The organism is Roseateles sp. GW821-FHT09H10 (assembly GCF_059415865.1).
Map to the genome: position 1 here is coordinate 827,734 of NZ_JBWKOB010000002.1, position 24,088 is coordinate 851,821.

General features: G+C 68.9%; 25 protein-coding genes. 18 read left to right on the forward strand and 7 right to left on the reverse strand.

Annotated features, from left to right (window positions below; translation table 11 throughout):
- The first annotated feature begins 10 nt into the window (after window positions 1–10).
- Genes AC07OY_RS11730 through AC07OY_RS11750 form a run of 5 tightly spaced genes read left to right on the forward strand, consistent with a single transcriptional unit; the run spans window position 11 to window position 4,617 of the window.
- Window positions 11–781, forward strand: coding sequence for an ABC transporter ATP-binding protein (locus tag AC07OY_RS11730; protein WP_495042753.1), 771 nt, complete (start codon window positions 11–13; stop codon window positions 779–781).
- The gene (locus AC07OY_RS11735; RefSeq protein ID WP_495042754.1) at window positions 781–1,497 is read left to right on the forward strand and encodes an ABC transporter ATP-binding protein; all 717 of its coding nucleotides are present in this window, start codon (window positions 781–783) and stop codon (window positions 1,495–1,497) included. The genes AC07OY_RS11730 and AC07OY_RS11735 overlap by 1 nt, the downstream gene beginning before the upstream one ends.
- Window positions 1,498–1,521: 24 nt before the next feature.
- Window positions 1,522–2,730 carry an ABC transporter substrate-binding protein gene (locus AC07OY_RS11740; RefSeq protein WP_495042755.1) on the forward strand — a complete coding sequence of 403 codons (1,209 nt, stop codon included), beginning with the start codon at window positions 1,522–1,524 and terminating at the stop codon, window positions 2,728–2,730.
- Between the two features lie 19 nt (window positions 2,731–2,749).
- A complete protein-coding gene (locus AC07OY_RS11745) occupies window positions 2,750–3,637 on the forward strand; it encodes a branched-chain amino acid ABC transporter permease (protein WP_495042756.1) in 888 nt (295 codons plus the stop codon).
- The gene (locus AC07OY_RS11750) at window positions 3,637–4,617 is read left to right on the forward strand and encodes a branched-chain amino acid ABC transporter permease (protein ID WP_495042757.1); all 981 of its coding nucleotides are present in this window, start codon (window positions 3,637–3,639) and stop codon (window positions 4,615–4,617) included. Before AC07OY_RS11745 ends, AC07OY_RS11750 begins: the two co-directional genes overlap by 1 nt.
- Here the strand turns inward: AC07OY_RS11750 and AC07OY_RS11755 are convergent.
- Window positions 4,553–5,470 carry a DMT family transporter gene (locus AC07OY_RS11755; RefSeq protein ID WP_495042758.1) on the reverse strand — a complete coding sequence of 306 codons (918 nt, stop codon included), beginning with the start codon at window positions 5,468–5,470 and terminating at the stop codon, window positions 4,553–4,555. The two genes, AC07OY_RS11750 and AC07OY_RS11755, sit on opposite strands and share 65 nt — an antisense overlap.
- A gap of 101 nt (window positions 5,471–5,571) precedes the next feature.
- On the opposite strand from AC07OY_RS11755, the gene AC07OY_RS11760 reads away from it, so the two are divergent.
- From AC07OY_RS11760 to AC07OY_RS11770, 3 genes are all read left to right on the forward strand, one after another.
- A complete protein-coding gene (locus tag AC07OY_RS11760) occupies window positions 5,572–6,483 on the forward strand; it encodes an AraC family transcriptional regulator (RefSeq protein ID WP_495042759.1) in 912 nt (303 codons plus the stop codon).
- 77 nt (window positions 6,484–6,560) lie between these two features.
- The gene (locus tag AC07OY_RS11765) at window positions 6,561–6,707 is read left to right on the forward strand and encodes a hypothetical protein (RefSeq protein ID WP_495042760.1); all 147 of its coding nucleotides are present in this window, start codon (window positions 6,561–6,563) and stop codon (window positions 6,705–6,707) included.
- A gap of 123 nt (window positions 6,708–6,830) precedes the next feature.
- Window positions 6,831–8,021 carry a response regulator gene (locus tag AC07OY_RS11770; RefSeq protein WP_495042761.1) on the forward strand — a complete coding sequence of 397 codons (1,191 nt, stop codon included), beginning with the start codon at window positions 6,831–6,833 and terminating at the stop codon, window positions 8,019–8,021.
- A gap of 7 nt (window positions 8,022–8,028) precedes the next feature.
- Here AC07OY_RS11770 and AC07OY_RS11775 read toward each other — a convergent pair whose 3' ends face one another.
- On the reverse strand, window positions 8,029–8,853 hold the full coding sequence (locus tag AC07OY_RS11775) for a hypothetical protein (protein ID WP_495042762.1): 825 nt from the start codon (window positions 8,851–8,853) through the stop codon (window positions 8,029–8,031).
- Complete coding sequence (locus AC07OY_RS11780; protein WP_495042763.1) at window positions 8,843–9,217, reverse strand: winged helix-turn-helix transcriptional regulator; 375 nt, start codon at window positions 9,215–9,217, stop codon at window positions 8,843–8,845. The genes AC07OY_RS11775 and AC07OY_RS11780 overlap by 11 nt, the downstream gene beginning before the upstream one ends.
- A 63-nt stretch (window positions 9,218–9,280) precedes the next feature.
- On the opposite strand from AC07OY_RS11780, the gene AC07OY_RS11785 reads away from it, so the two are divergent.
- The 3 genes from AC07OY_RS11785 to AC07OY_RS11795 are packed head-to-tail and all read left to right on the forward strand — an operon-like array spanning window position 9,281 to window position 10,787.
- Complete coding sequence (locus tag AC07OY_RS11785; protein ID WP_495042764.1) at window positions 9,281–9,841, forward strand: carboxymuconolactone decarboxylase family protein; 561 nt, start codon at window positions 9,281–9,283, stop codon at window positions 9,839–9,841.
- 38 nt (window positions 9,842–9,879) lie between these two features.
- Window positions 9,880–10,404: a hypothetical protein gene (locus AC07OY_RS11790; protein ID WP_495042765.1), complete on the forward strand. Its 525-nt coding sequence runs from the start codon at window positions 9,880–9,882 to the stop codon at window positions 10,402–10,404.
- Window positions 10,401–10,787: a GFA family protein gene (locus AC07OY_RS11795; protein ID WP_495042766.1), complete on the forward strand. Its 387-nt coding sequence runs from the start codon at window positions 10,401–10,403 to the stop codon at window positions 10,785–10,787. Before AC07OY_RS11790 ends, AC07OY_RS11795 begins: the two co-directional genes overlap by 4 nt.
- Before the next feature lie 18 nt (window positions 10,788–10,805).
- On the opposite strand, the gene AC07OY_RS11800 is transcribed toward AC07OY_RS11795, so the two are convergent.
- Window positions 10,806–11,972 carry a serine hydrolase domain-containing protein gene (locus AC07OY_RS11800; protein ID WP_495042767.1) on the reverse strand — a complete coding sequence of 389 codons (1,167 nt, stop codon included), beginning with the start codon at window positions 11,970–11,972 and terminating at the stop codon, window positions 10,806–10,808.
- Between the two features lie 121 nt (window positions 11,973–12,093).
- On the opposite strand from AC07OY_RS11800, the gene AC07OY_RS11805 reads away from it, so the two are divergent.
- The 6 genes from AC07OY_RS11805 (at window position 12,094) to AC07OY_RS11830 (ending at window position 20,131) form a co-directional block, all read left to right on the forward strand.
- Entirely contained in the window at window positions 12,094–13,620 is a 1,527-nt protein-coding gene (locus AC07OY_RS11805; RefSeq protein ID WP_495042768.1) for a peroxidase family protein, read from the forward strand.
- Complete coding sequence (locus AC07OY_RS11810; protein WP_495042769.1) at window positions 13,617–14,126, forward strand: hypothetical protein; 510 nt, start codon at window positions 13,617–13,619, stop codon at window positions 14,124–14,126. Before AC07OY_RS11805 ends, AC07OY_RS11810 begins: the two co-directional genes overlap by 4 nt.
- Before the next feature lie 98 nt (window positions 14,127–14,224).
- The gene (gene pdxR, locus AC07OY_RS11815; RefSeq protein ID WP_495042770.1) at window positions 14,225–15,682 is read left to right on the forward strand and encodes a MocR-like pyridoxine biosynthesis transcription factor PdxR; all 1,458 of its coding nucleotides are present in this window, start codon (window positions 14,225–14,227) and stop codon (window positions 15,680–15,682) included.
- 168 nt (window positions 15,683–15,850) lie between these two features.
- Window positions 15,851–18,631 carry a TonB-dependent receptor gene (locus AC07OY_RS11820; protein ID WP_495042771.1) on the forward strand — a complete coding sequence of 927 codons (2,781 nt, stop codon included), beginning with the start codon at window positions 15,851–15,853 and terminating at the stop codon, window positions 18,629–18,631.
- Window positions 18,606–19,343 carry a DUF1223 domain-containing protein gene (locus AC07OY_RS11825; RefSeq protein ID WP_495042772.1) on the forward strand — a complete coding sequence of 246 codons (738 nt, stop codon included), beginning with the start codon at window positions 18,606–18,608 and terminating at the stop codon, window positions 19,341–19,343. Before AC07OY_RS11820 ends, AC07OY_RS11825 begins: the two co-directional genes overlap by 26 nt.
- Window positions 19,343–20,131, forward strand: a complete 789-nt coding sequence (locus AC07OY_RS11830; protein WP_495042773.1) for a hypothetical protein — start codon at window positions 19,343–19,345, stop codon at window positions 20,129–20,131. The genes AC07OY_RS11825 and AC07OY_RS11830 overlap by 1 nt, the downstream gene beginning before the upstream one ends.
- Window positions 20,132–21,139: 1,008 nt before the next feature.
- Here the strand turns inward: AC07OY_RS11830 and AC07OY_RS11835 are convergent.
- On the reverse strand, window positions 21,140–21,799 hold the full coding sequence (locus AC07OY_RS11835; RefSeq protein ID WP_495042774.1) for a glutathione S-transferase family protein: 660 nt from the start codon (window positions 21,797–21,799) through the stop codon (window positions 21,140–21,142).
- The gene (locus AC07OY_RS11840; RefSeq protein ID WP_495042775.1) at window positions 21,796–22,209 is read right to left on the reverse strand and encodes a DoxX family protein; all 414 of its coding nucleotides are present in this window, start codon (window positions 22,207–22,209) and stop codon (window positions 21,796–21,798) included. The genes AC07OY_RS11835 and AC07OY_RS11840 overlap by 4 nt, the downstream gene beginning before the upstream one ends.
- 93 nt (window positions 22,210–22,302) lie before the next feature.
- Between AC07OY_RS11840 and AC07OY_RS11845 the strand changes: the two genes are divergently transcribed.
- On the forward strand, window positions 22,303–23,175 hold the full coding sequence (locus AC07OY_RS11845; protein WP_495042776.1) for a LysR family transcriptional regulator: 873 nt from the start codon (window positions 22,303–22,305) through the stop codon (window positions 23,173–23,175).
- Here AC07OY_RS11845 and AC07OY_RS11850 read toward each other — a convergent pair.
- Window positions 23,168–24,076 (reverse strand): LysR family transcriptional regulator, encoded by a 909-nt coding sequence (locus tag AC07OY_RS11850; protein ID WP_495042777.1) that lies wholly within the window; start codon window positions 24,074–24,076, stop codon window positions 23,168–23,170. The genes AC07OY_RS11845 and AC07OY_RS11850 overlap by 8 nt on opposite strands.
- Window positions 24,077–24,088 lie beyond the last annotated feature (12 nt).

The window sequence follows — 24,088 nt, forward strand, 5'->3', positions numbered from 1 at the left end:
CCGAGACGCCATGAGCGATTTCATCCTCGAGACCCAGGACCTGACCAAGGAGTTCAAAGGCTTCACCGCCGTGGACTCGGTCAATCTGCAGGTGCAGCGCGGCCATATCCACGCCCTGCTCGGCCCCAATGGGGCCGGCAAGACCACCTGCTTCAACCTGCTGACCAAGTTCCTGACGCCGACGCGAGGCCGCATCGTGTTTGCCGGCCACGACATCACCGGCGAGACCTCGGCCCAGATCGCCCGCCGCGGTGTCATCCGCAGCTTCCAGATCTCGGCCGTCTTTCCGCACCTGACCGTGCTCGAGAACGTGCGCATCGGCCTGCAGCGCTTCACCGGCACGAGCTTTCATTTCTGGAAGGGCCTGTCCGGCCTGAAGAAGCTGGACGCCAAGGTGCTGGACCTGCTGGAGCTCGTCGACCTGCGCGACATGGCGAACGTGAAAGCCGCCGACCTGCCCTATGGCCGCAAGCGTGCGCTGGAGATCGCCACCACCATGGCCATGGAGCCCCAGCTGATGCTGCTGGACGAGCCCACGCAGGGTATGGGCCATGAAGACGTCGACCGCGTGACGGCATTGATCAAGCGCGTGGCCGAGGGCCGCACCGTGCTGATGGTGGAGCACAACATGAAGGTGGTGGCCAGCATCGCCGACCGCATCACCGTGCTGGCCCGCGGCGCCGTGCTGGCCGAGGGCGACTACGCGACGGTGTCCAAGCATCCGGCGGTGCTGGAGGCGTATATGGGCACCGAGGCGACTGAATTGGTGGGGGCGCATTGATGACGGCCACCCCCGCCCTCGAAATCCAGAACCTCCACGCCTGGTACGGCGAAAGCCACATCCTGCACGGCATCAACCTGAGCGTGCAGCCTGGCCAGGTCGTCACCCTGCTCGGCCGCAACGGCGCCGGCCGCACCACCACGCTGCGCGCCATCCTCGGCCTGACGGGCGCCAGAAAAGGCTCCATCAAGATCCACGGCGAAGAGGCCATCAACCTCCAGACCCACCGCATCGCCCAGCTCGGCATCGGCTACTGCCCCGAAGAGCGCGGCATCTTCGCGAGCCTCACCGCCGAAGAGAACCTGCGCCTGCCGCCACCGCTGAAATCCAAGCGCGGCAAGGTGATGTCCGAGCAAGACATCTACGCCATGTTCCCCAACCTCGCCGAGCGCAGGAACAGCCCCGGCACGCGCCTCTCCGGCGGCGAGCAGCAGATGCTGGCCGTGGCGCGCATCCTGCGCACGGGGGCCGACATCCTGCTGCTGGACGAGATCTCCGAAGGCCTGGCCCCCGTCATCGTCCAGGCCCTGGCGCGCATGATCCGCGCGCTGAAGGCCCAGGGCTTCACCATCGTCATGGTGGAGCAGAACTTCCGCTTCGCCGCGCCCCTGGCCGACCATTTCATCGTCATCGAGCACGGCGAGGTCGTGCTGTCCTTCCCTGCAGCCGACTTGGCCGTACACCAGGCCAGGATGGATGAGCTGCTCAGCGTCTAACCCGACCTTTCACTGGAGACAACCATGAAGAAGACCCTCACCGCCGTCGCCCTCGCCAGCTGCGGCCTGGCCACATCCATGCACGTTCAGGCCCAGATCTCGGGCGACACCATCAAGATCGGCATCATCACGGACATGTCCGGCCTGTATGCCGACATCGACGGCCAGGGCGGTGTCGAGGCCATCAAGATGGCCATCGCCGACCTCAAGGGCATGGCCGCCGGCAAAAAGGTCGAACTGCTGTTCGCCGACCACCAGAACAAGGCCGACGTCGCCTCCGCCAAGGCGCGCGAGTGGATGGACACCCAGGGCCTGGACCTGCTGATCGGCGGCACCAACTCCGGCGCCAACCTGGCCATGGCCAAGGTCGCGGCCGAGAAGAAGCGCCTCTTCATCTCCATCGGCGCGGCCTCGGCCCGCCTGACGAATGAAGACTGCACGCCCTACACCGTGCACTACGCCTACGACACCGTGGCCCTGGCCAACGGCACCGGCAATGCGGTGGTGAAGAGCGGCGGCAAGAACTGGTACTTCCTGACCGCCGACTACGCCTTCGGTGCCAGCCTGCAGGCCGACACGACGGCCGTCGTGCAGAAGGCCGGCGGCAAGGTCGTCGGCTCGGTCAAGCACCCGCTGTCGGCCAATGACTTCTCCAGCTTCCTGCTGCAGGCGCAAGGCTCGGGCGCCCAGATCCTGGGCCTGGCCAATGCCGGCGGCGACACCATCAACTCGATCAAGGCGGCCAACGAGTTCGGCATCACCAAGACGATGAAGCTGGCCGGCCTGCTGATGTTCATCAACGACGTGCACTCCCTAGGCCTGAAGGCCACCGAGGGCATGTACCTGACCGACGGCTGGTACTGGAACCAGAGCCCCGAGTCGCGCGCCTGGAGCCGCAAGTTCTTCGAGAAGATGAAGCGCATGCCGTCCATGCTGCAGGCCGCCGACTACTCGGCCGTGACCCACTACCTGAAGGCCGTCGACGCCGCCAAGACCGACGACTCCGACAAGGTCATCGCCAAGATGAAGGCGACCAAGGTCAATGACTTCTTCGCCAAGAACGGCGAGATCGGCCCCGACGGCCGCATGCGCTATGACATGTACCTGATGCAGGTCAAGAAGCAGTCCGAGTCCAAGGAACCCTGGGACTACTACAACGTGGTGCAGACCATCCCGGCCAACGATGCTTACACCAAGCTGGCCGACAGCAAGTGCCCCTTGGTGAAGAAGTAAACCGCCCGCTGGCCCAGACATGACGGAACTGTTCGGTATCCCGCTGCCCGCCCTGCTGGGGCAGCTGCTGCTCGGCCTGGTGAACGGCTCGTTCTACGCGATGCTGTCGCTGGGCCTGGCGGTCATCTTCGGCATGCTCAACATCATCAACTTCGCCCATGGGGCGCTGTACATGATGGGCGCCTTCCTGGCGTGGATGGGCATGGACCTGCTGGGGCTGAACTACTGGGTCATGCTGGGCCTGGCGCCGCTGCTCGTCGGCCTGCTGGGCATCGTCATCGAGCGCACCATGCTGCAGTGGCTCTACAAGCTGGACCACCTCTACGGCCTGCTGCTGACCTTCGGCATCACCCTGGTCATCGAGGGCGTGTTCCGCAGCTTCTACGGCGTGTCGGGCCAGCCCTATTCGGTGCCTGACCAGCTCACGGGCGCCACCAACCTCGGCTTCATGATCCTGCCCAACTACCGGGCCTGGGTCGTCGTCGCGTCGCTGGTGGTCTGCTTCGCCGTCTGGGCCCTGATCGAGAAGACCTCGCTGGGCGCCAAGCTGCGCGCCGGCACCGAGAACCCCAAGCTCGTGCAGGCCTTCGGCATCAACGTCCCCTCCATGGTGACGCTGACCTATGCCGGCGGCGTGGCGCTGGCGGCGTTCGCCGGCGTGCTGGCGGCGCCCATCCTGCAGGTGTCGGCCCTGATGGGGTCCAACCTCATCATCGTGGTGTTCGCCGTCGTCGTCATCGGCGGCATGGGCTCCATCCTCGGCTCCATCGTCACGGGTCTGGGCCTGGGGCTGATCGAAGGCCTGACCAAGGTCTTCTATCCCGAGGCCTCCAACACCGTCGTCTTCGTCGTCATGGCCATCGTGCTGCTTGTCCGCCCGGCCGGTTTGTTCGGGAAAGAGAAGTGATGGACAAGAAGCTCCTCGGCTACGTGGCCCTCTTCATCGGCATCGCGCTGCTGCCGGCGCTGGGCGTGTACCCCATCTTCGTCATGAAGGTGCTGTGCTACGCCATGTTCGCCTGTGCCTTCAACCTGCTGGTGGGCTTCACGGGCCTGCTGTCCTTCGGCCACGCGGCCTTCCTCGGCACGGCGGCCTATGTCTGCGGCCATGCGCTCAAGGTCTGGGGCCTGCCGACGCCGGTCGGCCTCATCGTCGGCGCCCTCGCGGCGGCCGGCGTGGGCCTGGTGTTCGGCCTGCTGGCCATCCGCCGCTCGGGCATCTATTTCTCGATGATCACGCTGGCCCTGGCCCAGATGCTGTACTTCTTCTTCCTGCAGGCGCCCTTCACCGGCGGGGAGGACGGGCTGCAGTCGGTGCCGCGCGGCAGCTTCCTGGGGCTGGACCTCACCAACGACCTGACGCTGTACTACGTCGTGCTCGGCATCTTCATCGCCGCCTTCTGGCTGATCTACCGCGTCGTCCACTCGCCCTTCGGCCAGGTGCTGACCTCCATCCGCGAGAACGAGGCCCGCGCCACGTCCCTGGGCTACGACACCGCCCACTTCAAGCTGCTGGCCTTCGTGCTGTCGGCCGGCCTGGCCGGCCTGGCCGGCGCCACCAAGACCCTGATGCTGGGCTTCGCGACGCTGACCGACGCGATCTGGACCACCTCCGGCCTCGTCATCCTGATGACCCTGGTGGGCGGCATGGGCACGCTGGTCGGGCCCATGGTCGGCGCCCTGGTCATCATCGCGCTGGAGAACAAGATCGGCGACTTCGGCAAGCTGCTGGCCGACACCACCGGCGTGGCCTGGTTCAACGGCCTGGGCGAATCCGTCAGCCTCGTCACCGGGCTGATCTTCATCGTCTGCGTGCTGGCATTCAGGCGCGGGCTGGTGGGCGAGGCGATGGCGCTGCTGGAGAAGCGGCGGCCGTCTTCTTCCTGAAGACCAGCACATTGCCGGCCATCACGAAGGCCAGGCCCGCCAGGGCCGGCGCCGTCCACTGGTAGCCCTCCACCCAGGCCGACACGTTCAACGCGACGACCGGGAACAGCACCGTGCTGTAGGCGGCCCGCTCCGGGCCAAGCCTGCCGACCAGGGTCAGATAGGCCGTGAAGCCGATGACCGAACCCGGGATGGCGAGATAGAGCAGGGCACCGACATAGCGGGCGCTGGTGTCGAAGGCGAATGGCACGCCGGCCAACAGCGCATAGCCCATCAGCAAGGACGTGCCGACGGCCATGCCCCAGGCATTGGTCTGCACCGGCTTCAACCCCTGGCCTTGCAGGGCCGCCGACAGCAGATTGCCGGTCGAGAAGCACAGGGTCCCGCCCAGGGCCCAGGCCAGGCCGGTCAGCGTGCCGGCGCTGGCCTGCTGGCTGGCGATCTCAGGCCAGAACAGCAGCACCAGCCCGGTCAGGCCCAGGGCCCCGCCGGCCAGCACCTGGGGCGCGATGGCGCGGCCATGCACCAGACGCGCCAGCAGCGCATTCCACAGCGCCGCACTGGAGAACACCACGGCCACCAGGCCGCTGGCCAGGGTCTGGCTGGCGTTCAGGAAGCAGACGAAGTTCAGGCAGAACAGGCACAGCCCTTGGGCCAGCACCCAGGTGAGCGCTCGCCCACGTGGCAGGACGAGCTGGCGCCGCCAGGCCAGCCAGGCGAACAGCAGCAGGGCCGCCATGCCGAAGCGGTAGGCGATGGACAGGGCGATGGGCACCGGGCCCAGTTGCCATTTCAGGGCGATCCAGGTCGTCCCCCAGATCAGCACGACGAGCACATACAGCAGGGCATTCATGCCGCCAGCATGGCCGAACCGACGGCGGCGCGATTGCAGATTCCTGCGCATCGTCAACCCCATCACGGCACGGAAAAGGGCTGCCGCACTAGCATCACCGCATGGTTTCCCTGACCGCCGGCGCCACCGCTGACCAGCCCGTCTTCGACGTGCTGGGCCGCTCCAATGCGCGCCGGGAACGCGAGGTCGCACTGACGGACGGCCTGCGCCTGGTGCAGTGGCACAACGACGGCGGCCGCATGGACTACCAGCGCCCGGGCCATCACACGCTGTCGGTCTATCTGCAGGGCGGCCATGCCACCCACCTCATCGAGACGCCGCGCGAGACCGGCTCGCCGGGCTGCCACTGCATCCTGCCAGCCGAGCACGAATCGCACTGGAACGTGGCCGGGCCGCTGCGCTTCGTCCACCTCTACCTGTCCGCCGATGCCTGGGCCGACCGCGCCGTGCGGCTGCTGGATGCCGAGCCCCGCGCCATCACGCTGGAGCAGCGCATCTTCGGCGCCGACACCACCCTGGCCGCCTGGGGCCAGCAGGTCGCGGCCCTGGACTGGCAGGACCCGGCCGAGCGCCTGCGCATCGATGCGCTCAGCCAGGCCGCCCTCGACCACCTCACGCTGCAGGCCGCCCAGCCCCGGCAGCGCCAACGGGCCGAGCGCGAGGGACGCTCCGTGGGCGGCCTGTCAGGCCCGGCACGGCGGCGCGTGCTGGGCTTCATCGACGCCCATCTCGACAGCGCGTCGCTGAGCCTGCCCCGGCTGGCCGCCCTGGCCCATCTGTCCGAGTTCCACTTCGCCCGCATGTTCCGCGCGTCCATGGGCTGCACCGTGCACGACTGGGTGGCCGCCCGCCGGCTGGACCGCGCCCGTGCGCAGCTGCGCGAGACGGCCCTGCCCCTGGCCGACATCGCCGCCGCCTGCGGCTATGCCGGGGCGAGTCATCTGAGCCAGCGCTTCAAGGCGGCCACCGGCACCACGCCGGGGCAGTACCGGCGCGCCTTCGGCCAGCGCTGACTGCTGCCAATACGTCGTCAGCATTTACCAGCGAGTTAGGGGGAGCGCGGCCGGGCGACATGGCCGACCATGCAGCCATGGCCACGTCACCCCGCTTCAAGTTCACCGTCACCCTCGTCGTGTCGGTACTGGCTTGCGTGCTGACGCTTTTCGTGCCCGGTGAGGACGATGCGGCCGACAGCGCGACCCGGACGGCCAGCGTCCTGCCGCCGCCACAGCGCTGAGAACTGCCGCCGCGGCGTGACAAACGACGCCGCCTGGCCCACCATCGAAAAGGCCCGTTCGCGAAGCGGACACTCACTGGCCCGATGATGTGAGACTTTGTAGTCCCGCACGCCCCCCGAAAGATGAATGAGCTGTTGACCTGGACCCTGGCCGCCGCGGCCGTTGCCGTCGTGCTGTTCCTGATCTGGCTCGGCTGGCGCCGCCAGCACAAGGCCCGCGCCGACGCCCAGCGCCGCGAAGCCGAGCACATGCTGGCGGAGCAGGCCGCCCACGCGGCCCGGGCCCAGCATGTCTCGGCCGAGATGGCCGCGCGCCAGGAAGCCGACGCCCAGGCCCTGCGCGAAGTGGAGGTGGCCGTGGCCCAGCGCCTGGGCCGGCAGCGCGCCGAGGAAGAGCAGCTGGAGGCCGAGCGGGCCCGCGTCGAGCGCGAGGAAGCGGCCCGCCGGGAAGCCCAGGCTCAGGCAGCGCGCGAGGCCGCCGAGGCGCGCCGCCTGGCCGAAGAACGCGCCGAGGCCGAGCGCCTTGAAGCCGAACGCCTGGCCCGCGAAGCCGAGGAGAGGGCCGCCCGGGAAGCGGCCGAGGCCGCCGAAGCCGAGCGCCTCGCCCAGGAACGCGCCGAAGCCCAGCGCCTGGCCGAGGAGGCCGCCGCTCGCGAGGCTGAAGTCCGCCGCCTGGCCGAGCTGGAAGCCCGGCGGAAAGCCGAGGCCGAGCGCCTGGCCCGCGAACAGGCCGCCGAGCTGGAACGCCAGGAAGCCGAGCGCGTCGCCCGCGAAGCCGAGGCCCAGCGCCTGGCCGCCGAGCAGGCCGAAGCCGAGCGCGCGGCTGTCGCCCGGCGCCAGGCCGAGGAGCTGGAGGCGCGCGAAGCAGCGCAGCGAGCCGCTGCCGAGGCGGCCGCCATCGCTGCCGCGGCCCAATCCACCCGCGAGCTGCGTGCCGACGAGACCCTGGTCCTGGTCGCCGACGACTCCAAGATCGTGCGCGTCAAGATCAGCCGGCTGCTGACCGGCCAGACCTACCGCGTCGCCCTGGCCGAGAGCGGCGAACAGGCCCTGGAGCTGATGGCCGCCGAGCGCCCCCATGTGCTCATCACCGACGTCGAGATGCCCGGCATCGACGGCTTCGAGCTGACCCGCCAGGTGCGCGCCGCCGCGGTCACGGCCGAACTGCCCGTGCTGATGATCACCTCGTCGGACGACAAGCAGGCCGAAGCCCAGGCCGCCGGCGTGACCCAGCTGCTGGGCAAGCCCTATTCGGAAGAGGCGCTGATCGCGGCCATCGAAAAGGCGCGACTGGCCGTGCGAGTGCCCGCCTGAAGCACGTTCAGCTCCGCAGCAGGTAGGCCAAGGGCTGACGCGACATGCCGAACACCGCTTCACCGCTGTTCAGTGTCAGCTCGAACTGGTCGATCACGTCCTGAACGGCCAGAACACCGCCCCAACTGCCCGGTGAGTAGCGCTCGGTTGCCAGATCCAGCCGACCGACAACGTTGAAGGGGTTGAGCTCCCTGAGCAACATGGCGTGATCCAGGCGGATCACCGCCGGGCCAGCTTGGTCCCCCACCTCGAACAACGGGACATGCTGCCCGAAATACTTGCCGAGTCGAAACGACGCCAGTGTCGAGTCGCACATGTCGGCCATCACGATCACGACGTATTCGCACCGCCCGCGGTATTGACTAATTTCGCCCACGATCGCGCGATAGGTTCGGGCCGCCGTCGGTAGCTCCAGGCAGTCGCCCAACTCGAACAGCCGTTTCCTGACAACCGGATACCGGCGACGTGACCGGGGCTTTGCCTTCGGTTTGCCAACCTGCCGCAGCAGGCGCCCAAGCACCCGATGTCGCTCGCCCGCCAGAGCGCCCGAAGGATCTTCCTCCAGCCATATCGCCCGGCTTTCCCCGCCCTCCACAACCGCCTCCAGCCGCTGGACGAGAGCATTGTCGAGATGCCCGATCTCCCAGAGCGCCTTGACGATCGCGGCCAGCATGCACTCCAGATCCAGCGCATCCACTGCGCCTTCTGCCCTCTCTGCCATCTCCCGCCGGATGAGGTCTACGGGCGTATTGGCGTCATACAGGTCCAGCACGCGGTGATAGAGGTCATGTGCCACATCACCATTCAGAAGGCCTGCGCCGTCAATGGCCATGCTGGCTCTCTTTGCTCGCATGCTGCACCTCGCGCGCCCAGCGCGGCGCCCATTGCAGCAGGGGCTCGATGGCCACCAACAGCGAGCGCCCCTGGGTCGCCAAGCGGTAGCCGCTGCCCGCGTCATGCTCGATGAGCAGGGCCTCGCGCAATTCCGCCAGGCGCTGGTTCAGCACCGAGGCCGACAGGTCGCCGCAGGCTGACTGCAGGGCGCGGAAGTTCAGGCTCGCGTCCGCGCCGCGCAGCTCCCACAGGATGCGCAGCGTCCAGCGGCGGTTGAAGAGCTCCAGCGCCGCATTGATCGCGTCCTTGCCCGAGGCCGGCTGCCCGGCCGCCACCAGCTTCTCGAGGCGTTTGGTCGTCATGCTTTGATTTTAGAAGCAACTGCGGCTAGAGTCCGTCCATCGCAACGCTTCTGATTTCGAAGCATGAACACTTCCACGGCTCCTCGCATCGCTCCACAAACCCTGCCACTGGCGCCCGATCTGGCCGAGCGCATGGGCCGCCTGCTGCCCGCCGGCATGCCGCCGCCGCAGATCTTCCTGACCGTGGCCCGCCATGGCGAGCTGTTCAAGGAGATGGTGGACAGCGGCCTGCTCGGCCCCACGGGCCTGGCCGATCGCCGGCGCCTGGCGCCTCTGCTGCGCGAGGCCGTCATCCTGCGCACCTGCGCCATGGCCCGCTGCGACTACGAGTTCCATCTGCACGAGCAGACGATCTCGCGGCGCATGGGCCTCAGCGACGCGCAGATCGCCGACCTGCGCGCAGCCGCGCCCGACGCGGCGCTGTGGACGCCCGAGCTGCTGGCCGTGCTGCAACTCGTCGACGGCCTCGTGCAGCGCCTGGACGTCGACGACGCGACCTGGGCCGGCCTGCGCCAGCACTTCGACGAGGCCGCACTGATCGAGATCACGCAGCTGGTCGGCCACTACACCGGCGTGGCCATGCTGGCCGCCCTGGCTCGCCCGGCTTTCGACAGTTACCGCTAACGGCTATCGTCGGGTCACAGGGACAAATCGATGCCGCCATGGAATTCCAAAGATTCACCGCGCCCGACGCCACGGCCCTCGAGGCTGGCATCGCCGAAAAGCAGGCCCGGCTGACGCAGGCCCTGCAGGCCGGCGGCGACGAGCTGGCCATCGTCGACCTCACCGGCGACCTGGCCGGCCTGTTGACGACGGCCCGCCGCGAGGCCGAGGCCCTGCCCCTGCTGCAGGCCCAGCTGGAGCGCGCCGAGCAGTTTTCCTCCTCGGAGGAATCAGGCTGGTTCTGGAATACCTATGCCACGGCCCTGCAGTACAACGGCCGGCGCTCCGAAGCCGAATCCGTTTTCGCCAAGGCCCTGGCGCTGTCGCGCGCGGGTGGCTGGGTCCGCCTGCAGTCCTTCGTGCTGCAGCACTGGGGCCGCAGCCTGGTGGAGCAGGGTGAGATGGATGAGGCCCAGCTGAAGTTCGAGGAAGCGCTCGTCATTCGCCGCCGGCTGAACGACCCGTTGACGGCATCGACGGAGCGCGCCCTGGCCGGCCTGGCCCAACTGCGGGAGCAGGCATGAGCGCCGCGGACGACCGTTCAGCCCTGCTGCAGGGCAGTTGCCACTGCGGCGCCGTGCGCCTCACCCTGCCCTTCGCGCCGGAGAAGGCGACCCAGTGCAACTGCTCCCTCTGCCGCCGCCTGGGCGGACGTTGGGCCTACTACGAGTTCGGCACCGTGAAGGTCGAGGGCCATCCCGAGCACACGGCCGAGTACATCTGGGGCGACAAGACGCTGCGCAATATCCGCTGCGCCCATTGCGGCTGCTCGACGCACTGGGAGCCCCTCGGCCCCGAGGCCGGCACCCGGCACGGCGTCAACCTGAACAACTTCGATCCCCGGCTGCTGGAGGGCGTGCAGGTGCGGCGCTTCGATGGGGCGGACACCTGGACCTTCCTGGATTGAGGTCCGCAGCCGCGCCGCCTAGCGCTTCACCGCCGCCAGCAGCTTCCCGATGAACTCGTTCAGCGCCGGCCCGTTGTCGATCCAGCGCACCACCACGACGACATCGTTCTCCCAGTCGATGTAGATGATGTTCTGGCCATTGCCGCGGAAGGTCACGCTGCTCTCGGGCGCGGCGGGCAGGGCCTTGCGGCCGGTGTTCAGGAACCAGTTGCAGTAGCCGTACTCGTCGTTGGCCGGCCCGGGCGCGCGGGCCTTGGCGATCCAGTCGCGCGAGACGATCTGGCGGCCGGCCCATTCGCCCTGGCGCAGATGCAGATAGCCGAAGCGCGCCATGTCCCAGGCGTCGATGAACATGCCGCCGCCCCAGTGGCCGCCGCCCGAGACCGACTGCATGCGCTGGCCATCCAGCTCCACCCACGAGTTGTCATAGCCATGCCAGCGCCAGCGGCTGGACGCGCCAATGGGGTCCATGACGCGCTCGCGCAGCACCTCGGGCAGCGGCCGGCGCCAGACCTGCAGGGCGGCCAGGGCCAGCACGTTGACGCGCACATCGTTGTACTTGTAGTGCGTGCCCGGCGCGTACTGCGGGCGGTTGGGCCAGTCCTCAGGCGTCTTGCCGACGGGGCGGTCGGCCCAGTCGGGCTTGCCCCAGAGCGTGCCCTGCCAGTCGCTGGTCTGGCGCAGCAGATGCTCCCAGGTGATGGGGGCGTTCTTGGCCGACGTGAACAGGTCGACGCCGGGCGGCATGGCCTCGGCCGCGCGCTCGTCCGTGCTCTTGATGAGCCCCTGCTGCCAGGCCAGGCCGACGACGGTCGACAGAAAGGTCTTGGTGATGCTGTGCGACATGTCCACGCGCCGCGTGTCGCCCCATTCGGCCACCACCTTGCCGCGCCGGATGACGAGGCCGTTGATGGCCGCGCGCTCGCGCGTCGGGCCGATCTGGCCACCGTAGAAGGGCTCGTTCCTGCCGAAGCTCTGCGCCAGCGCCAGGCCCTGGTCGCGCGGCGCCGGGTTGTCGTGAGCCTGCGCGTAGGCGATGGCCTCGGCGAGCTTGCCGGCGTCCAGGCCCGCGGCGGCCGGCTCGGCACGCGCCCAGTCGCCGCGCGGCGGGAAATAGGCGGGCTGGGCCGCGGCCAGCGTCGAAACGAGGGCGGCGGCAAGGAAGAGGCGGCGGGGGAGGCTCATGACGCCATTGTGGCCAGCGGCGCCGGCACCTCGCAAAGACTGCTGAGACCTCCACAGAATTGATGCAGCGCCCTGGCTGAAGCCGGCTTACCGTGACGCTTCAGTTCAGCGGAGGTGAGTCATGACGATGGAAAGACGCGGCCACGGCAATGTAGGCAACCCCAGGGCGGCTCGCCTGCGCAAGGGCATGGCCGAGGCGACCAAGCGCGACAAGGCGGCCGCCAAGGCCGATGCGACCAGCGAGCGCTTCGGCTATCTGTTCGCCTATGACGACGCCGAGCGGCTGCCGGTCGGCCCCGACACCCTCAGGCAGCTGACCGAGCTCGCCGAAACGATGCAAAGCGACACGGCTGGCGACAGCGGCATCCCCGCCGTCTACACCTACTTCGGCCAGTTCCTGGACCACGACATCACGCTGGACGAGGGCTCGGGCGCCGTCGCCCTGCTGGAGCGGGACGACTTTCCCGTCATCGACGCCGCCTCCCTGCCCAACAGCCGCACGGCCGCGACCGAGCTGGACAGCGTCTATTTCCTCGGCGTGCCCCGCGACCAGGACAACAAGGACCGCCTGCGCGTGGGCCCGGTGACGCCCACCGGCCAGAACGGACACCCCTTCCGGCGCCCCCCTGGCAAGGGCGACCTGAACGATCTGCCCCGGCAGGCGCGGGACGACGACCCGAACAACGCCAAGGAAGACCGGGCGGCCATCATCGGCGACCCTCGCAACGACGAGAACACCATCATTGCGCAGCTGCACACGGCCTTCCTGAAGGCCCACAACGCACTGGTGAAAAAGGGCAGCAACTTCGACCAGGCGCGCGACGAGATGATCCTGCGCTACCAGTCCGTCGTGCTGGACGACTTCGCCAGCCGCATCTGCGATCCCGCCATCCATCAGGATGTCATGACGAACGGCCCGAAGTGGCAGGTGGGCGCTGCCACCCAGCTCTTCATGCCGGCCGAGTTCGCTTTCGCGGCCTATCGCTTCGGCCACTCCATGGTCCGCACGAGCTATGACTTCAACCTCAACTTCAACACCCAGCCGGGCGGCATCCCGGCGAGCCTGGACCTGCTGTTCACCTTCACCGCCTTGAGCGGCGGGCTGGGCGGCAATTTCGACACCCTGCCCGACAACTGGATCGTGGAATGGGAGCGCATTGCTCCGATGGGCGGTGGTGCCGCACCGCAGAACGCCCACCCCATCGATCCCCGGCTGACCAGCTTCCTGTTCAAGCTCAGGCGCGAGGACGGCACCGTGCTGGAGGGCAATCTGGCGCCCAAGCTCGCGGCCCGCAACCTCAAGCGCGGCTACCGCGTCGGCCTGCCCACCGGCCAGGCGCTGGCCCGGCGGCTGGGCGAGGCGCCGCTGCAGGGCAACGCCCTGCTTGCGGCCCTGCCCGACGACAACATGCGCGCCAAGGCCCTGCCCTTTGCCGACAGCACGCCGCTGTGGTTCTACGTGCTGGTCGAAGCCTTGGCCCAGCACCAGGGCCGCCATCTCGGCCGCGTCGGCAGCCGGGTCGTCATGGACACGCTGTGGAACCTGGTGCGCTGGTCCAGCGTGTCGCTGCTGGAAGGCAACCGGCGCAATGCGTTCAGGACCACGCTGGCGGAGCTGCTGCAACTCGCCGGCACGCAGGACCAATGAGCACCATCCTCTATGCCCGCCTGACCGCGCTGCGGGTGGCTGCCCCCGCAAACCGGAGCACCACCACGGACCCACCGGGTCTCAGCGCCGTGCTGGACGCCCTGGCGGCTCTCGTTCCAGCCGAGATCCTTGCGGCACACGCCATCGTCATCGGCTACGCCACAAAGGTGGAGAACGGGCAGACCTCCATCACGGAACCCGGCGCGCTGAAGATTGCGTTCTGTGTCTTGATCCTCTTCAGCATGGCCCTCTACGCCTTGGCAAGAAACGCCAGCAGTCAGGCACCCTGGGTAAAGGCCGACTACTTGCGCATGTTCATCCCGCCGCTGGCCTTTTTTGTGTGGACCATGCTGCAGCGGGTCACCGCCTTCGATGCGGTGGCATCGGCCAGCATGACGGGGGGCGTTCGCGGCGTGCTCGGCACGCTGCTTGCGTTGATCGTGACATCCGCAGCCACTGCCTTGGCCGCCAAGGCGAACTCGGCACCTCCAGTGACAAAGCCCTAGGCCCCAAGGCCCGGTCTCGCACCACCCACCCTGCTACCCTCTCCCGACACGGCGATGCCCCTCGTGCGGCAGCGCCAGGCCGGCTGGAGTAAAGCAGGATGTTTCTCGCGTTGGACGGGGTGGGCGATCTGCAGGCGCAAGTGCTGCGGGCCCTGAAGCAGGGCATACAGGACGGCCGCCTGGCGGTCGGCTCCCGCCTGCCGTCGACGCGCGAACTGGCCGCCAAGCTGGGCGTCTCGCGCAACACCGTCATGGCGGCCTATGAGGCCTTGTGCGCCGAGCAGCTGGCCGTGGCGAGATCGGGGTCGGGCACCCAGGTCACGGCCCGCCCGGCCCGGCAGCAGATGCTGCCCGCGCCCCTGCCCGTGGAGGCCCAAAGCCGCTATGCCGGCCGCGTGAGGCAGCTGCCGCCCATCACGCTGGAGAAGCGCGAGGACGGGCTGCGCTGGAATCTGCAGTACGGCGAGCCCATGGTGGACGTCGCCATCTTCACCATCTGGAAGCGGGCGCTGATCTACGCCGCCCAGCGCACCGGCGTGCATGGCGCACCGGCCCAGGGCCTGCTGGAGCTGCGCACTCAGATCGCCGACCACCTGGGCAAGTACCGCGGCATCCGCTGCACGGCGGCCGACGTCGTCATCGTCAACGGCACCCAGCAGGCCATCTCCCTGGCCGCCCGCATCCTGCTCGACGAGGGCGACCGCGTGGTGCTGGAGGAGCCTCACTACCAGCTGGCGACCCAGGCCTTCACGGCCCATGGCGCCGTCGTGCAGCATGTGCCGGTCGACGATGAAGGCATGGCCGTGGACGCCATGCCGGCCGATGCCGTCAAGCTGGCCTATGTGACGCCCTCGCACCAGTTCCCGTCCGGGCGCGTGATGTCGCTGCAGCGCCGCGTCGCCCTGCTGGAGCGCGCCGCCGCCCAGGGCTTCTGGATCATGGAGGACGACTACGACGGCGAGTTCAAGTTCGACGGCCGCCCGCCGCCTGCGCTGCACTCGCTGGACAGCAACGCCCGGGTGCTCTACGTCGGCACGTTCACCAAGACGCTGCTGCCGTCGATCCGCCTGGGCTTTGTCATCGCCCCCGAGCCGCTGCGCCGCGACTTCATCAAGTCCAAGATGCTGGCGGACATGCGCTGCAGCGCCATCGAACAGGCGGCGGTGGCCCGGCTCATCGCCAGTGGCGCCTATGTGCGCCATCTCAAGCGCGCCAGCGTCGAGCTCAAGAAGCGCCGGCGCGCGCTGCTGGCCGGCCTGCAGGCCCATTGCGGCAGCCTCGTCCAGATCGACGACAGCGGCGGCGGCATGCATCTGATCTGCTGGTTCCCCCGCCTCGGCGACGGCCAGTTGGCCGCCCTCATCGACCTCGCCACGTCGCGCGGCCTGGGCCTGCATCCGGTCGAGCATCACTACACGCGCAAGCCCCGCCATCCGGGGCTGCTGATGGGCTTTGCCTCGCTGTCCGTGGCCCAGATCAATGCGGCCACCGCGATGCTGGGCGAGTGCCTGGCCGAGGTGGTGGGCGGCGCCACGCTGAAGCGCGCCCGCGCCTGAGGCAGGCCGCAGCGTCCCGCTGGCGCCTTAGGCGATGCGGGCGGTTGGCGTGAGGCTGCTATCGGCTTCAATTGGTTCCAAGTGAGTGCTTGGGAAGTGGCTCTGTCCGCTGTGCGGGTGGCGTCTGAGACTGGCTGCGTCATCACTGTTCGAGAAGACGCAACAGCCATGAAATACCAACTCCAACCCATCGCCCTGCTCGTGCGGGGCCTGTTCACCTTCACGGCCTGTGCCAGCGCGCTGGCGCAGACGGCGGAGCCGCCAGGGCAGCAGCTCGAGCGGGTGCTCATCACCGGCTCCTCCATCAAGCGCGTGGATTCCGAGACCGCCCTGCCCGTGCAGGTCATCACCAAGGCCGACATCTCGCGCACCGGCGCCACCAGCACGGAGCAGCTGCTGTCGGCCATCTCGGCCGCCTCCGGCATGGGCTCCACCACCAATGCCATGGGCGCCGGCTCGTCGACCGGCGGCCTGTCCTCAGTCTCGCTGCGCGGCCTCAGCGCCGACCGCACCCTGGTGCTGGTCAACGGCCGGCGCCTGGCGCCCTTCCCGGGCGGCGCCCAGGCCTCGGTCAACGTCAACACCATCCCGCTGGCCGCCATCGAGCGCGTCGAGATCCTGAAGGACGGCGCCTCGGGCGTCTATGGCAGCGACGCCGTCGCCGGTGTCGTCAACTTCATCCTGACCAAGTCCTTCGACGGCGTGCAGGTCGGTCTGTCGGCCGGCGCGCCGACGCGCGACGGCGGCGGCAAGAACAGGAAGGCCTCCGTCGTCGCCGGCATCGGCGACCTGGAGGCGGACCGCTACAGCATCGTCGTCTCGGCGGCCTACGAGAAGGAGGACGCGCTGTTCGGCCGCGACCGCGAGTTCTCGCGCAGCGGCAACGTGCCGCCCCTCTACGCCAACGGCGCCACGGGCCAGGGCAATATCGAAGGCGCCTGGATCCCGGGCAAGACGCTGCTGGAGGTCGAGGCCACGCCCGGCCCGCGCTTCTTCCGCTCGCCCAACAGCGGCTACGGCAGCCCGGTCGAATGCGCGAGCATCGGCATGATCAAGCGCAGCGCAGGCGGCTTCCAGGGCGCCCCGGTCTGCTCCTTCGACAGCGCCCCCTATGTAGGCCTCATCCCCACCCGCGAGCTGAAGAACCTCACCGCCAACCTGGCCTGGAAGGCGAGCGACAACCTCGAGGTGTTCGCCGATGTGCTGTGGGGCGAGAGCAAGGTCACGCAGAGCTTCCAGGCCAGCCCCATCCGCGCCTCCTTCCTGGAGACCGACAACCTGTTCGGCCAGCGCCACGTGGACCCGGCCCTGCTGATGCTGCCCGGCAACCCCAACTACCCGACCGCCTATCTGCAGGCCCGCGGCCTCACCGACCTGATCGGCAAGCCGCTGGCCGTCACGGTGCGCGAATCGGCCCTGGGCAACCGCATCAACAACGACACCAGCACCCAGACCCGCTTGACCGTCGGCGCCAACGGCCATGTCGGCGAGCACGACTACGAGCTGGCCGCCTCGCACAACGAGAGCAAGCTCAAGGGCCAGGCGGTCAACGGCTATTTCTCGCAGGTCGGCTATGCGGCGGTCATCAACGATCCCGCCAACAACAACCTGTGGAACCCCTGGGCGGCGGGAGGCCAGCAGTCGCAGCAGCTGGTCGACAAGCTCAAGGCCACCGCCTACACCGGCCAGACCCTGAACGGCCTGGCCAAGACCGATGTGGTGGACGGCAAGGTCACCGGCCCGGCCTTCAAGCTGCCCGCCGGCGCGGTGCAGTACGCCCTCGGCTTCCAGGTCCGCAAGGAGGCCTACAAGACCGACCCGTCCGAGGCCCTCTTCAGCGGCGACATCGCCGGCCTGGGCGGCTCGGTCGCCCCCATCGACCGCAAGCGCACCGTGAAGGCCCTGTTCGGCGAACTCAACGTGCCCGTGTTCAAGTCGCTGGAGGCGTCAATCGAGGCGCGCAGCGACCGCTACAACGATGTCGGCTCGTCCACCAACCACAAGGGCAGCCTGCGCTGGCGGGCGGCGGACGGCCTGATGCTGCGCGCCTCGGCCGGCACGGGCTTCCGGGCACCCACGCTGGTGGACCTGTGGACGCCGCAGACCCTGGGCTCCTCCGAGCAGTTCGACGACCCCGCCACGGGCCAGACCGACCTGCAGGTGAATGCGCTGTCGGGTGGCAATCCCGGCCTGAAGCCGGAGAAGTCGCGCCAGCGCCAGATCGGCTTCGTGCTGTCGCCCCTGCGCGAGTTCTCCGCCACGGTGGACTTCTTCCAGATCCGCCTCAAGGACATCATCAACATCCCCTCGGCGCAGGAGGTGGTGTCGGGCTTCCGGCGCGGCGACCCGGCCTATGCCGGCCTGGTCAAGGTGAGCCCGGCCAACGAGATCCAGCAGATCACCACGGCCCTGGCCAATGCCGGCGACGCGCGGCTGTCGGGCGTCGACGTCGACCTGCTGTGGCGCGACACCTATGCCTTCGGCCGCCTGGACGTGAACCTCGTCGGCACCTACATGAGCAAGTTCGACGAGGCCAGCGCCGGCGGCTTCCTGTCGCACAAGGTGGGCACGACGGTGGAGAGCGACGGCTCGCCCGTGCTCGGGGCCAACGGCGGCGGCGTGGTGCTGCGCTGGAAGCACACGCTGAGCGCGACCTGGACGCAGGGACCGTGGTCGGCCACGCTGGTGCAGAACTACTACCGCGGCTACCGCGACGGCGACGACCTGAATGGCAATGCCCACCGCGTGCCGAGCCGGGCCATCTACGACGCGCAAGTCAGCTGGAAGGGCTGGCGCGGCCTGCAGCTGGCGGTGGGCGTGAAGAACCTGCTCGACAGCGACCCGCCGCCCTATATCTTCGTCAGCAACCAGTTCCAGTACGGCTACGACGTGTCGCTGTACGACCCGCGCGGAAGGCTGGCCTATGTCAACGCGACCTACCGTTTCTGAAGGCCGGTTGGCGATCGCGCTGGTGCTCGCCCTGGCCGCCGTGCCGGCCGTGGCGGCGCCGGCGTCCTGCGCTGTCAAGGCCAGCGGCACGCCGCCCACGGTCGTCGAGACCTACACCTCGGAGAAGTGCAGCTCCTGCCCGCCCATCGAGGCCTGGCTGTCGACGCTGGCGGGCGATGCCTCCGTGCTGCCGCTCGCCTTCCACGTCGACTACTTCGACGACAAGCGCTGGAAGGACCGCTATTCCAGCGCGGCCTACACGCGGCGGCAGAGGGAGGTGCTGGCGCAAAGCGGGGCCTCCGCCATCTACACGCCCCAGGTGCTGGTCAACGGCCGCGACCGCACGCGGCCGCCCGTCCCGGCCACCGCGGATGCCGGCGTCGAGATGGAGCTGCAGGCGGAGGGCCCGCGGCTCTTCGCGCGCATCGCCTCGCAGGCCGCCGCGCCGCTGGAGCTGGCGGGCTACTGGGCGGCCAGCGAGAACGGCCTGAGCAGCTATGTGGGGGCCGGCGAGAACGCCGGCCTGACGCTCAAGCACGATTTCGTCGTGCGCGACTACCGCAAGCTCAAGCCCTTCAGGCTGCCGCCGGGCATGTCCCTGCGGCTGGACTATGAAGGCGAGCTGGAGGGCGCCCGCGAGGTCGCCCTGGTGCTGACGGAAGCTTCGAGCGGCAGGCCGGTCCAGGCCCTGCGCTGGAAGCCGCGCTGCTGATGAACGCCCCCGACCTCTTCCTGGCCGCCGTTTCGGGCGCCGCCCGCGCAGTCCTCAGCCACCGCCTGCCCTATCTGGTCGATGCCACCGGCGAGGACCTGCGGGCGAGCCGCGGCTCCCTGCCGCTGGAATTGCTGCGGGCCGGCTTTGTCGAATGGGCCGGCATGAAGCCGAGATCCGACGCCTATGCCCGCCAGGGCGCCGCGGCGCTGGACGGGCTCTACAACCACCTGCCCATCGTGCTGTGCCGGGAGCGCGAGTCGCTGCGCCGGGCCCTGGCCTGCGACATGCCCTCGGGGCTGCTGATCCTGGGCACGCCGGCCTGCGCCGCGGGTCCGCGGGTGCAGTGGCCCGTTGACGCGCCCGACAACATCGAGATGTCGGCCACGGCCTGGTTCGGCGCGCCCGAGCATGTGGCCGAGGGCCAGGACCTCTGGCAGCTGCCGCTGGCCTGCGACGGGCGCAGCCTGTCCGTGGACACCATCGCGAGCCGCCTGCGCGAGGTGGAGAACCTGTGGCTGCGACGTGGTGTCGGCCAGGGTTTCGTGCTGCTGAACCTGGAGGGCATGGCCTCCCTCACCGAGAGGCGCGACGGCGTCGCCGACGAGGTCTTCGCCGCGGCCCTGGCCTGGGCGCAAGGCGGCCTGCACGACGCGACGGTCATCCTCTACGGCGAGGGCATGGCCTGCGCCAAGGGCCAGCAGGCCATGGGGCAGGTGGCGCGGCATCTGGGAAGGGCCTTGTTCAGGCCCGCGCAGAGGTGGGGCGTTCGCGCTGCACGTCCGTAACCTCGTCAGCGAGTCAACGCATCTCGGGAGGCTGAGCAGAGGCACCGGACTGTGCGGCGTCCTCTATGCAGAGAAAGCGCCCACTGCGTCGCATTGAGCCGGCGCGCGCTGCGAACACCCGAGTCAGGGGGGTGCGTGGGATGCCCTGGCTCGACTGCCTCGTATCCTGCGTGCCTCAAAAAAAATCGCAGGGAGAAATGCAATGAACGGGTTTGCGGTCAAGAGCTGTGGTGCGCTGGCCTTGCTACTCAGTTTTGCCGGCGCCGCGAACGCGGTGTACGTCGTGGACACGGGTCAACCGGCTAACACGGGCGTTGGATCCACGTCTTCGCCCCTTGGATCCGTGTTAGGCGGAACCGTGAGTACTGGCGGGTCGTTCACGGTCAGTGCATCGACGACTATCTCGGCAATCGAAGGCTTCATGGTCGTGTTCGGAGGTGGCACTTTGGAGGTGTCGTTGCACGCGGGTTCGCCCACCGGTCAGGTCCTCTTCAGTGCGCAGAAAGCCGTTCCCTGGCCCACGGCCTTCCCCTTCGAGTGGGTAGGCATTGATGGCTTGAACTGGACAATCCCTGCGGGCACGTACGGTTTCACAATTGGCTCACCTGACTGGTTCTCGGCAAACATGCCATGGGGCGCCCCAATGCCACTCGGCGAAGAATGGCAAGGATCCAACGACACCTGGAATCGATTTGACGAGATGGACCTTGGCTTCAGGGTGAGCGCAGTTCCTGAGGTTGCGCCCCAAGCCCTGCTCTGCGCCGGCTTGGGTCTGATGTTTGCTATGAGGAATCGTCGGAGGAGCTGACGGGGCTGACGGGCAGCGATTCAGCCGAAACGGAAGTCTGCAACGGGTCGGTAGCTGGCGGCGGTCAGGCCCGCCGCGCATGGCAGCTCACAGCCTGAAGCACACATCTGCCGATGGCTGCACCTACGCAGCCACTTTGGTGCCGGCCTTGGCAGTCGGCTCGTCGTCTTCGGCCTGGCGTTGTGGCGCATGCGTCGCGCTCAGTCCAAGTCGACCAGGCGCCGCGTCAACGCGCTGCCGCGCTCGAGCAGAAAGCCCCGCAGCCTCTGCGCATAACCCGCCGCCACCGCCTCGCGCACCGAAGGCCGGCCGGCCAGGGCTTCACGCCAGGCCTGCACGCGCGGCAGGCCGTCGAACAGGCTTTCGGGCGGAATGACCTCGAAGTAGCGGAACACCGGGCCGAAGACGGCATCGACGAGGCCGAAGCGGCGGCCGGCAAACCAAGGCCCCTCGCCCAACACAGCTTCCAGCTGTTCGAAGCGCAAACGCAGTGCGCCATAGGCCTTGCCCAGCGCCTCGTCATCACCCGCGCTGTAGAGCACCGCGATGCCGCTCAGCACGGCCGAGCCGAACTCCATCCAGGCCCGCTCGCGGCCCCGCGCCAGCGGCTCGGCCGGGTGCAGGCGCGGCGCCTCGGTCTCGTCGAGGTACTCGCAAATGACGGCGGACTCGAACAAGGCCTCGCCGCCGACGCTCAGCACCGGCGTCTTGCCCAGCGGCGACAGGCGCTGGAACCAGGCGGGCTTGTTGGACAGGTCCACATCCAGGCGTTCAAAGGCCACGCCCTTCTCCTTCAGCACGATGGCAGCGCGTTGGACATAAGGGCAGAGGGCATGGCTGATCAGGGTCAGCGAGCTCATGCGGCGACTCCCGGCGTGAAGCGCTCGCTGCGCTTGAGGGTCGCGGCGCCATCGCCGGCGAGCCACAGCACGACCGACATCGCGGCCAGGAAGACCGGGTACTCCCAGCCGCCACCCGGTGCATTGAAGACCCAGCCATTGGGCAGATGCACCCAGGCCGCGCCGAGCAGGATGGGCACCCCGGCCAGCGCGATCTGGCGCGGGTAGATGCCGAGCAGCAGCAGCGCGCCGCCAATGGCTTCAGCCGCGACAACGGCATAGGCCAGCTCGCCCGGCAGACCCTGGCCGGCAAAGAACTGAGCCGTGCCGGGCAGGGTGAAGACGAACAGCTTGAGGCTGGCGTGCGCCAGGTACATCAGGCCCAGGGACAGGCGCAGCAGCAGCAGGCCGAGTGAGGTCGAGGAAGCCATGAGGGATCTCCAGAAAGGGTGTTGCGATGGAGCCAATGTAGGTAGGCAATCGACGCATGAAAATACGCAATCAAGCCAACTCAGATTGCAGCCATGCAATACGAACTCGCCCCCGCCGACCTCGCCCTGGTGCTGGCCCTGCACCGCGCTGGCACGCTGGCCGCGGCCGGCGAGCGTCTGGGCGTCAACGCGTCCACCGTCTTCCGCATGCTGCAGCGCCTGGAGCGGGGCCTGGGCCAGGCCCTGTTCGATCGCGGCCGCCAGGGCTACAAGGCCCTGGAGCTCGCACGAGCACTGGCGTCCCAGGCCGAGCAGGTCGAGGCCGCCCTTGAAGCCGCCCGCGCCGCGGCCCAGGCGCAACCTGGCCAGGCGGCGGGCACGGTGCGCATCACGACAACGGACACGCTGCTGCATGGCCTGCTCGCGCCGGCGCTGTCAGCGCTTCATCGCGAGCAGCCGCGGCTGCAGTTCGATCTGCACACCGGCAACGAGCTGGCCAGCCTGACGCGGCGCGACGCCGACATCGCCCTGCGCGCGACAGCGAAGCCGCCCTCGCACCTGATCGGCCGGCGTGTCGGCCCGATTCGCGTGGCCCTCTATGCTGCCAAGGCGAGCGCCATCAAGCACTGGGAGCAGGTCGAAGCCGGCGACGCGGCCTGGGTGGCGCCCGACGACGGCCTGCCCGAGCACCCCTCGGTGCGCTGGCGGCAGAAGCACTTCCCGACGCTGCAGCCGGCTTTTCGCACCGGCAGCGTGCAGAGCGTGGCCGAGCTGGTGGCCCTGGGCCTGGGCGTGGGCGTGCTGCCCCTCTTCCTGGCCGAACCGCGCCGCGAGCTGCGTCGGCTGACCGAACCGCTGGACGAGGCCGAGACCGATCTCTGGCTGCTGACCCATCCCGAGACCCGCCATCTGCAGCGCGTGCAGGCGGTGTGGAGCCATCTGGCCCAAACCCTGCAGCTCAGCTGACGCGATCCCATGGCGGTGTGTCGCCGCCAAAACGCTCGGCCAGAAAATCCACCAGCAGACGCAGGGCCAGCGGCTGGTGCTGGCGCGACAGGAAGACGGCGTGCACGCCCAGCGGCTGGGGCTCGTAGTCGGGCAGCAGGCCCACCAGCCGGCCGGCGCGCAGATCGTCGGCGACGAAGTAGGTCGGCAGGATGGCCAGGCCGCCGCCGGCCAGCACGGCACGGCGCAGCACCGCGGCGTCGTTGGTGGAGAGCACCTCGGCGATGGGCAGCTCGACGACCTGGCCCGCGTGGTGGAAGCGGTACTGGGCCGCGCTGACAAAGGCATGGGCCATGCAGCGGTGGGCGGCCAGAGCCTCCAGCGTCTCGGGCCGTCCATGCGCGGCCAGGTAGGCCGGCGACGCGCACAGCACCGAGCGGCACAGGGCGAGCGGCCGCGTGATCAGCGTGGGCTCCAGCGAGTTGGTGATGCGCACAGCCAGGTCCATGCCCTCGGCGGCCAGGTCCACGCTGCGGTCGGCGACGGTCAACGCAAAGCTCACCTGCGGATGCAGGCGCTGGAAGTCGACCAGGGCCGGCGTGAGCTGGGCCTCGGCGAACGAGGGCGAGGAGGTGATGCGCAGCCGGCCTGAAGGCTCGCGGCGCGCGGCACCGGCCTGGTGGGCGACGTCTTCGCTCAGGTCCAACAGTTGGCGGCAGGACGCGAGCGCCGCTTGCCCCGCCTCGGTCAGGCTGAGGCGCCTTGTCGTGCGGTGCAGCAGGCGGGCGCCCAGCCAGGCCTCCATGGCGGCCAGGTAGCGGCTGACCATGGCGGTGGACATGTCCAGCCGGTCGGCGGTCTGGGTCAGGCTGCCCTGCTCGACGACGGTGACAAAGACGCGGGTGGCGGTCAGGCGGTCCATTGCGTCGATCTG